At 69.5% G+C, this 7,618-nt stretch carries 8 protein-coding genes and 2 pseudogenes; 6 read left to right on the forward strand and 4 right to left on the reverse strand.

The genetic code is table 11. The annotated features are described in order from the left end of the window. Window positions 1-378: 378 nt before the first annotated feature. Window positions 379-528, forward strand: a pseudogene (locus tag ACWGIU_RS23345) (XRE family transcriptional regulator); the annotation flags it as partial. A 301-nt stretch (window positions 529-829) separates the two neighbouring features. Here ACWGIU_RS23345 and ACWGIU_RS23350 read toward each other — a convergent pair. Continuing rightward, the gene (locus tag ACWGIU_RS23350) at window positions 830-1,726 is read right to left on the reverse strand and encodes a LysR family transcriptional regulator (protein ID WP_453708722.1); all 897 of its coding nucleotides are present in this window, start codon (window positions 1,724-1,726) and stop codon (window positions 830-832) included. Between the two features lie 137 nt (window positions 1,727-1,863). Between ACWGIU_RS23350 and ACWGIU_RS23355 the strand changes: the two genes are divergently transcribed. Both ACWGIU_RS23355 and ACWGIU_RS23360 read left to right on the forward strand, forming a co-directional pair. After that, complete coding sequence (locus tag ACWGIU_RS23355; RefSeq protein WP_453708708.1) at window positions 1,864-2,682, forward strand: 3'(2'),5'-bisphosphate nucleotidase CysQ; 819 nt, start codon at window positions 1,864-1,866, stop codon at window positions 2,680-2,682. Between the two features lie 41 nt (window positions 2,683-2,723). Next, entirely contained in the window at window positions 2,724-3,320 is a 597-nt protein-coding gene (locus tag ACWGIU_RS23360; RefSeq protein WP_453708710.1) for an NADPH-dependent F420 reductase, read from the forward strand. A gap of 257 nt (window positions 3,321-3,577) precedes the next feature. On the opposite strand, the pseudogene ACWGIU_RS23365 reads toward ACWGIU_RS23360, so the two are convergent. Both ACWGIU_RS23365 and ACWGIU_RS23370 read right to left on the reverse strand, forming a co-directional pair. Next, window positions 3,578-3,687 (reverse strand): annotated as a pseudogene (locus tag ACWGIU_RS23365) (IS5/IS1182 family transposase); the annotation flags it as partial. A gap of 65 nt (window positions 3,688-3,752) precedes the next feature. Further along, complete coding sequence (locus ACWGIU_RS23370) at window positions 3,753-4,160, reverse strand: RidA family protein (RefSeq protein WP_453708712.1); 408 nt, start codon at window positions 4,158-4,160, stop codon at window positions 3,753-3,755. Between the two features lie 98 nt (window positions 4,161-4,258). Between ACWGIU_RS23370 and ACWGIU_RS23375 the strand changes: the two genes are divergently transcribed. Then, a complete protein-coding gene (locus ACWGIU_RS23375) occupies window positions 4,259-4,645 on the forward strand; it encodes a winged helix-turn-helix transcriptional regulator (protein ID WP_453708714.1) in 387 nt (128 codons plus the stop codon). Between the two features lie 380 nt (window positions 4,646-5,025). On the opposite strand, the gene ACWGIU_RS23380 is transcribed toward ACWGIU_RS23375, so the two are convergent. Continuing rightward, a complete protein-coding gene (locus ACWGIU_RS23380; protein ID WP_453708716.1) occupies window positions 5,026-5,529 on the reverse strand; it encodes an N-acetyltransferase in 504 nt (167 codons plus the stop codon). Window positions 5,530-5,815: 286 nt separating this feature from the next. Between ACWGIU_RS23380 and ACWGIU_RS23385 the strand changes: the two genes are divergently transcribed. Together ACWGIU_RS23385 and ACWGIU_RS23390 are read left to right on the forward strand one after the other, a co-directional pair. After that, entirely contained in the window at window positions 5,816-6,073 is a 258-nt protein-coding gene (locus ACWGIU_RS23385) for a hypothetical protein (protein ID WP_453708718.1), read from the forward strand. After that, window positions 6,070-7,329, forward strand: a complete 1,260-nt coding sequence (locus ACWGIU_RS23390) for a M20 metallopeptidase family protein (protein ID WP_453708720.1) — start codon at window positions 6,070-6,072, stop codon at window positions 7,327-7,329. Before ACWGIU_RS23385 ends, ACWGIU_RS23390 begins: the two co-directional genes overlap by 4 nt. Window positions 7,330-7,618: the final 289 nt, after the last annotated feature.

A 7,618-nucleotide genomic window follows, 5' to 3' on the forward strand; every position in this document is an offset into this window, starting at 1 on the left:
CCTCGTCACCGTCCCGATCGAGGGTGCTCCCCCCAGCCAGGTCGTCCTGGTCAGCCGCAAGGGTGACCCGAATCCGATGATCAGGAATCTCCGGCTGGCGGCCAAGGCCGTCCTGACCGGCCCGGCAGCCTGACCGGAACCAGCCGACCCGCTCGACGCTGAAGTCGTGCCGCCTCGGCGTCCGACCCCGGATGACGCCGGCGGCGAGAAGGCCCCGTGCCATGGGCGAGCCCCGACCGGCCGGCCTAAGGGCGCCGCGCGATCCAGGTGGTGCGTGTCGTACGGATGCTCAGGTCACCGCGGCGCACGATGCCGAGCGGGGTGGGGCTCGTCCAAGAGGGCATCGACGGCGGCCAGGTCATCCGCTTCCAGCCCAAGATGCGCATCACCGACCCGGCGGGCGCCGTCACTCCGGACGACCTCGGAGTCCACCCGCGCCGGGACTGGTTCACCGTGCTTTCCGGCACGGTCGTCCTCTACCTCGGCGAACACGTCATTCGCGTCGAGGCCGGACAGGTCGGCTCCTGCTCCACCATGACCCCCCACACCCTGCGCGCCGACCGCGGGCCCGCCGAGGTCCTGTGCATCCATCCTCGACCACAACGGCGAGCGCAACCACCTCCGCGCGAGCCCGTGACCATCGCGATCGCCGGCGCCTGGGACACCACGGTTCTCATGAATGATCAGGTGCGAGAGATTTGCGAACCCCCGTTGGGATCCTGTTTCCACAGGTCGCCGTCGGTAGAAATCCCTGTCAGACCAATGTGTTCCGGGGGGGACTTCGGAGAGGTTGATCTCCCGGGCCTGACGCCCGACGGTTCGAGCGCATTCAGCACATGGCTAGCGCGGTTCGCGCCAGCCCGCGCAGCCAAGCGTGGGCCTGGTCGGTGTCGTAGCGCTGATGCCACGACAGGTATATCGGTGCCGACGGCAGTTCGAGCGGGAGGGGCAGCACGACCAGGCCGAGGTCGGTGACCGCGGACCGCGTGGTGGCTTCGGGGACGCTGATCAGGAGATCGGAACCGCGCGCGAACTCCAACGCGGCCGCTTCCGTGGGCGCGGTCGCCACCACGCGGCGGGTGAGGCCGATCCGCGCGAGGGCGTCGTCGAGGGCATTGCTGAGGTTTCCACGTCGCGAGACGCTCACGTGCTCAGCGGCGGCGTACCGCTTTGCGGTCACGGTCCCGACGCGGGTGAGGGGGTGCCCGTGCCTCACGACGATGACGAGCCGGGTCTCGCACACCTTCTCGGCACGGATGTCCGATGCGCTCGGGCGGTTGGCGTTCGCCTCCAGGTCGACCTCGCCGCGCCGCAACTCGGGGGTGTCGATGCTGGATTCCGCGACGAAACGCAATCGAACGCCCGGCGCCTGTCCTCGCACGGCCGCGAGCAGTGGGGCGCCGCCCAGGGCGACCAGGGAATCGTGCCAGCGGAGTGTGAAAGTGCGCTCCAGCGTTGCCAGATCGAGTTCACGGCTCGGTGCCAGCACCCCTTGGACCTGCTGCAGCAGCTCGTGCACCTGTTCCCGGACGGCAATCGCATACGGCGTCGGGGTCATCGTGCGGCCGGTGCGCACCAGGATCTGGTCCCCGGTCGTGCGCCGGATTCGGCCCAGGCTCCGGCTCATCGCCGGAGCGGTGACGTGGAGGCGCGCGGCGGCCCCGGCCACGCTTCCCTCCTCCAGCAGTGCGTCGAGCGCGGTGAGCAGATTCAAATCCAATTGCATGTGAGTAATCCTAGCCATGCTTGACATGCAGTTGAGGTTAATGGAGGGGCTGTATACCTTCGAGACCGGAGCGCAAGAAGAAGCGCACAGCTCGGCCCGACCGGCCTCATCACCCCTTCTCACACGGGAGTACCACCATGTCCGCAACGCTTCAGACCACTGACGTCGCCGCCTCCGACGCCGACCTGCTCGGCCAGACCGCGATGGCCGTGCGCGAGGCCGGTTCGGCCCTGCGAGAGCGCTTCGGCGAGGTGGTCCGCTATCACAACCGCGAGGAACTGATGCGCGCGCTCGCCGCCAACGACGACACGGCCCTCGACATCCTGCGGCCCCGCCTCACCCGCCTGCGCCCGGACGCCGGCTGGGTGGAGGACGAGCTGGACGGCGGGCCGCTGCCGTCCGGCGAATGGTGGGTCGTGGATCCGGCCGAAGGCAACGTCAACCACCTGCACGCCCTGCCGGACTGGGCGGTGACCGCCACCCTGGTGCGTGAGAACCAGCCGGTGCTCACCGTGGTCCACCTGCCGTTGACCGGTGAGACCTACACCGCCCTCGCCGGCGCGGGTGCCCATCTCGACGGGCGGCCGCTGGGCGTCTCCCAGACCGCCGACCTCGGCCTGAGTGTCGTGGCCACCAGCCAGGCCCGGCCGGACGAGGACGAGAAGGTCGTACGGCGCGTCGGCTCCTCGATCACCGCAATGCTTTTCGACGCGCTCGTCGTCCGCACCGCCGTGCCCGCGACCCTGCACCTGCTGAACGTGGCCGCCGGCCGGATCGACGCCTTCTGGCAGTTCGCCGGTGCCCGCGCGGATCTGCTGCCCGGGGCGCTGCTGGTCACCGAGGCCGGCGGACGGATCTCCGATGCCGAGGGCCGCCCCTGGACCCCGCAGAGCGAGAGCTTCCTGGCCGCCGCGCCCGGCGTCCACGCCGAGGCCGTCGCCACGCTCTCACGCTGACCGCGCACCACAACCTGCCCGCACGAAAGGACCACATCATCATGACCACGATCGCAGTTCTCGGAAACGGCCGCGTCGGCGGCAACCTGGCCACAGCCCTCATCCGGGCTGGGCATGAGGTGACCGTGGCGGGCCGCGCGCCCGGCGCCGCCGCTGACGCCGCCCGGACAGCGCAGATCGTCATCAACGCCACCCCGGGCGCCGGTTCGCTGGACCGTCTCGTCGCCCTGCGCGAGGAATTGCGCGACAAGATCCTCGTCGACGTCTCCAACGCCACGGTCGACGGACCGGACGGACTGCCCGCCGACCTGATCTACCCCGGCTCAAGCCTCGCCGAGCAACTCCAGGAAGCGCTCCCCGACACGCGCGTCGTCAAGACACTCAACACCATGCTCTTCCCCGTGATGACCGCGCCGGCCACACTCAGCCAGGCGCCCGACGCCTTCCTTTCCGGCGAGGATCCGCAGGCCAAGCAGAGCGTCCGTGAACTGCTCATCGACCTCGGCTGGCGCAAAGAGTGGATCACTGATCTCGGCGGGATCCGGACCGCCCGCGCCACGGAGGCCGCGATACTGTTCGTACCGCACGTGATCCGGTCCAGCGGATTCGCCCCCTTCGCGATCTCGATCACCCGCTGATCCGCCCACGGTGCACCGGCCCGGCGGGCCCCCATCCAGAACGGATGCGGCAGCGCAGCCAGGGCCGGCGATCATCGCCGGACGGCGCCCTGTGGCCACCCGGGCCGGGACCGTCGGCCTCGCACCGAGGAATCGGCCCATCTCACGGCGGACGCGCTGGGGTGCGCTACGCTCGAATCCGCCGGCCGATACCTGCGGCGGCTGACGGCACCGGCCCTCCCCGAGGGCTACTGGGCACTCCCCCAGGACGGAAGCCAGGCAGCCGTTCGTGAGCTCCCGGCGATGGCCTCCAGGGTACGGCGGTGGTCGGCCACCTTCGTCCACGGACCGGATCGGCCGGCCTCAGCGGCTCGATCCGGTCCCACATCGCATCAGTGATCACCGACCGGGCAGACGCAGCCGATCAACTGACCACCCATCAAATAGTCAGCTTCAGTCGAGGATGGCGACGGCCTCGACCTCCACCAGGTGCTCGGGCACATCCAGGGCCGCGACACCCACCAGGGTGGCCGGCGGGACCGGGGTGACACCCAGCCGCTCGGCGGCGCGGCCGATCCCCTCCATGAGGTCGGGCATCCTCTCGGGGGTCCAGTCAACGGCGTACAGGTTCAGCTTCACCACGTCCTCGAACGAACCGCCCGCTGCGGCCAGGGCGGTGCCGACGTTGACGTAGCACTGTTCGACCTGGGTGGCCAGGTCGCCTTGGCCGACCGTGACGCCTTCGGCGTCCCAGGCGACCTGGCCGGCTATGAAGATCATCTTCGACCCGGATGCGATCGCCACCTGCCGGTAGGCGCCGATGGTGGGCAATCCGTCAGGGTTCACCAGCGTGACAGTCATGGCGTCAGTCTCCTTGTGCTCTCTTGTGGTTACTCGAAAACCATAGGAGAGTGACCTCTGACGTGGAAGAACGCACTTTTCGGTGACTGGGGAACCTCATGGTGACCAAGCAGTTCAAGGGGTCGAGGCAGGACGAGGCAGATGTGACGCGCGCGGATTCCCTTGCGCGGGAGATCTTCTCGGACATCGCCAACAAGTGGGCGTTGCTGATCATCGAAGCGCTGGGAGAACGCACGCTGCGCTTCACGGCGCTGCGTAACGAGGTCGAGGGCGTCAGCCACAAGATGCTCACGCAGAACCTGCGCCTGCTGGAACGCAACGGGCTGGTCGAGCGCACGGTGCACCCCACCGTGCCGCCGCGCGTCGAGTACACCCTCACGGAGCCCGGCCGCGCTCTGCGCGCGACGGTCGACGCGATGTGCGACTGGACCCATCGCTACCTCGACGACATCGAGACCGCCCGCCAGCATTTCGACACCGCCTGACGGCCCGATGCTCCCTGCCGCCGACAGGACGCCGACTGGCCACGATCGTCACGTCCGGCTCGGGGAAGCCCCGTTGCGGGAACACCGTCTGGATCCCGCGACGCCGCAGGTGATCGCGGATTGCGCGCGATGAACAGGCCTTTCGGCCAGGACCACATCCGGCGTTGTTCGCGGTCTGCCGACCGGCCTGGGCACCGGGATCCGTGCCATGAGCGGGAACGTACAACAAAGACAACAGGGCCTCCGGGAACCACTCGGAATGGGATCGCACCCCCGAGCTGCCTGGAGGCCCTGCTTTCACGCGCGGAAACCGCCGCAGCCACCCGATCGAGACTCCCGTTCGATCGACAGTCTTCGAGATCGGTACGGGCAACAACCACTTACGTGTCGGGATGCTCCGGCAGGGCGAGCCAGTCCGACCAGGAGATCTCTCGGCCGAGGAAGCGCGGCTGCTCGAACGGCCAGTCGGCGGCGATCCACTGCGGCACCAGCACGTCGAGGGCCTGCTCGACCTTGCTGCCCACCAGCTCGTCCACCACCCACCAGGAGATCTCGCCGTCCGCGCCGGCCCTCTCCGGTGGGTCGATGTAGACACAGCCGAGCAGAGCCGTCTCCGCCGCGTCGAACAGCGCGTAGTTGAAGGACTGGTGTGCGGCGATCTCCTTCTCGTGCCGCAGCAGGTCGACTTGGTCGGCCTCGTAGGTCATGGTGGCCGCGGGCCAGCCCCAGGCCGGGCCGAAGATGGTCCACAGCCGCTCGCGCGAACCCATCACAGCCGGATAGTCGAGCGGGGTGTCCGCCTCCCGGATCGGCCGCAGGTGATGGCCACCGCCCGGCAGCGGTACCAGGACGGGGTGGACGAAGTCATCGGGAAGCCAGCTCATGGCGCCCGACCGTAGCAGCGCGCGGCCGTCCGTTCCTCTGGATTTTCCCCGTATACCGCCAGGCCCTTCTTTCCGGCCCGCGATCACCCGATCGAGACTCCCGGCACCGCACACCGCACACCGCACACCGCAACAGCCACCGGACAGCCCGCCGGGTCTTCTGCTCAAGCCCGCAGCCCGACGCCGATCGGGTGCATTACCCGGCTGTCCGCGCATCCCGCGAGACAGGCGGGCAGGCCTGCACACGGCGCGCAGACGCCGCGCCCTGCACGAAAAGGGAAGCACCATGGAAGACATCAGCTCCCTCAACGCCTTACTCACCGAAGAGAACCTGGAATGGTGCAACAGCCGGACCCCGGAGAAGCGGAACTCGCTCGCCGGAGAGTTCATGGCGGAACAAAACGTCCGCGTCCAGAACGTCGGCACGTTCTCGGCACTCCCCGGATCCGCCCGCGCCCCCCTCGGCCGGCCCGATGCGGCCCCGCACATCCTGCGAGACCTCGTCGCACAGACCGTCACCGAGTCGGCGGGAGTCGCCGCGTGAGCGAGGAAGAAGGTGCCGACCGCCCGGTCGCGGGCCTGCCGGCGGACAACGGCCTGCTCGCACAGGCGCGCCGCCTGCTGCCCGGCATCATCAGCCTGCGCAGGGCCCTGCACCGTGACCCCGAACTGGGCCGGCACCTGCCCCGTACCCAGGAACGGGTCCTCGAGGCCCTCGACGGTCTTCCCCTGCACGTCACCACCGGCACACGCCTCAGCTCGGTGACCGCCGTCCTCAACGGCGCCCATCCGGGCCCCACCGTGCTGCTGAGGGCCGATATGGACGCGCTGCCGCTGCACGAGGACACCGGCCTGGACTTCGCCTCCCGCAGCCCGGGTGCCATGCATGCGTGCGGCCACGATCTGCACACGGCGATGCTCGTCGGCGCTGCCCGCCTCCTCTCGGCGCGACGGGAGGAGCTCGCAGGACGGGTGGTGTTCATGTTCCAGCCCGCCGAGGAGAGCGGCGGCGGCGCCGCCGACATGATCGAGGAAGGCGTCCTGGCCGCTGCCGACGGGCACAGCGTGAATTCGGCCTTCGCCCTGCACGTCACCACGCGGTTCGAATCCGGCACCCTTCACCTGCGGCCGGGCCCCATGTTCGCGGCCTCCGACCGGATCCGTCTCACCGTGCGCGGCCGGGGCGGCCACGCCTCGGCACCCCACCTGGCACTCGACCCCGTCCCGGTGGCCTGCGAGATCGTCCAAGCCCTGCAGAACCTCGTCACCCGCACGGTGAACATCTTCGATCCGGCCGTGGTCACCATCACCCGCATCGAAGCGGGCACCACCACCAACATCATCCCGGAGACCGCCGAACTCCAGGGCACCTTCCGCACCCTGAACCCCGACGTCCGCCGCCAGGTACGTGCCGGCATCGAACGCGTGGCCCGCCACATCTGCGCCGCGCACGGCGCCGAGGCCGGCATCGAGCTGACCGAGGGCTACCCACCGCTGCACAACGAGCCGGCATTCGCCGGCCGCGTGGGGCAGGCGGTTGCCACGCGGCTCGGACAGGACATCGTCCACGAGCTCGCCGAGCCGGTCATGGGCTCCGAGGATTTCGCCTATGTCCTCGAACGCGTCCCCGGCGCGATGGCGTTCCTCGGCGCCCGCCCGCTCTCCCCGCCGGCCCAGAACATCCCGGACATGCACTCCAACCGAGTCGTCTTCGACGAAAACGCCATGGCCACCGGCAGCGCCGTACACGCAGCCGTCGCCCTCCACCGCACCAGCACATCGAGCGGCGTGAAGCCATGAGCGTCCGCGCGCGACGACCGTGAAGAACCCGGCTTCCTCGGCGTACCCGTTCTCCCCCGAGGCTGTCGACTGCCTCCACCGCAGCGGTGGCCTGACGGTGCGGAACCCGGCTGCACGCTTGCGGTTGGGTGGAGCGCACCCACCCTCAAGCGTGGCGAGAGCGCGGCCACTGCGCCTGGCCTGACGGAGCGAGAGGCGGGATTGCCCGGCATCTCCGGCTCCTGCCTGAGGGCGTCGCACTTCCGGGCACCGAATCCCCGGTATCGCCGAAGCCGCAGATGCCATAGTC

The sequence above is a fragment of the Streptomyces sp. NPDC054840 genome (assembly GCF_053611065.1).

Coding starts and splice junctions, on each gene's coding strand:
- ACWGIU_RS23350 (WP_453708722.1), bottom strand. CDS start 1,726: ATGCAATTGGATTTGAATCTGCTCACCGCGCTCGACGCACTGCTGGAG.
- ACWGIU_RS23355 (WP_453708708.1), top strand. CDS start 1,864: ATGTCCGCAACGCTTCAGACCACTGACGTCGCCGCCTCCGACGCCGAC.
- ACWGIU_RS23360 (WP_453708710.1), top strand. CDS start 2,724: ATGACCACGATCGCAGTTCTCGGAAACGGCCGCGTCGGCGGCAACCTG.
- ACWGIU_RS23370 (WP_453708712.1), bottom strand. CDS start 4,160: ATGACTGTCACGCTGGTGAACCCTGACGGATTGCCCACCATCGGCGCC.
- ACWGIU_RS23375 (WP_453708714.1), top strand. CDS start 4,259: ATGGTGACCAAGCAGTTCAAGGGGTCGAGGCAGGACGAGGCAGATGTG.
- ACWGIU_RS23380 (WP_453708716.1), bottom strand. CDS start 5,529: ATGAGCTGGCTTCCCGATGACTTCGTCCACCCCGTCCTGGTACCGCTG.
- ACWGIU_RS23385 (WP_453708718.1), top strand. CDS start 5,816: ATGGAAGACATCAGCTCCCTCAACGCCTTACTCACCGAAGAGAACCTG.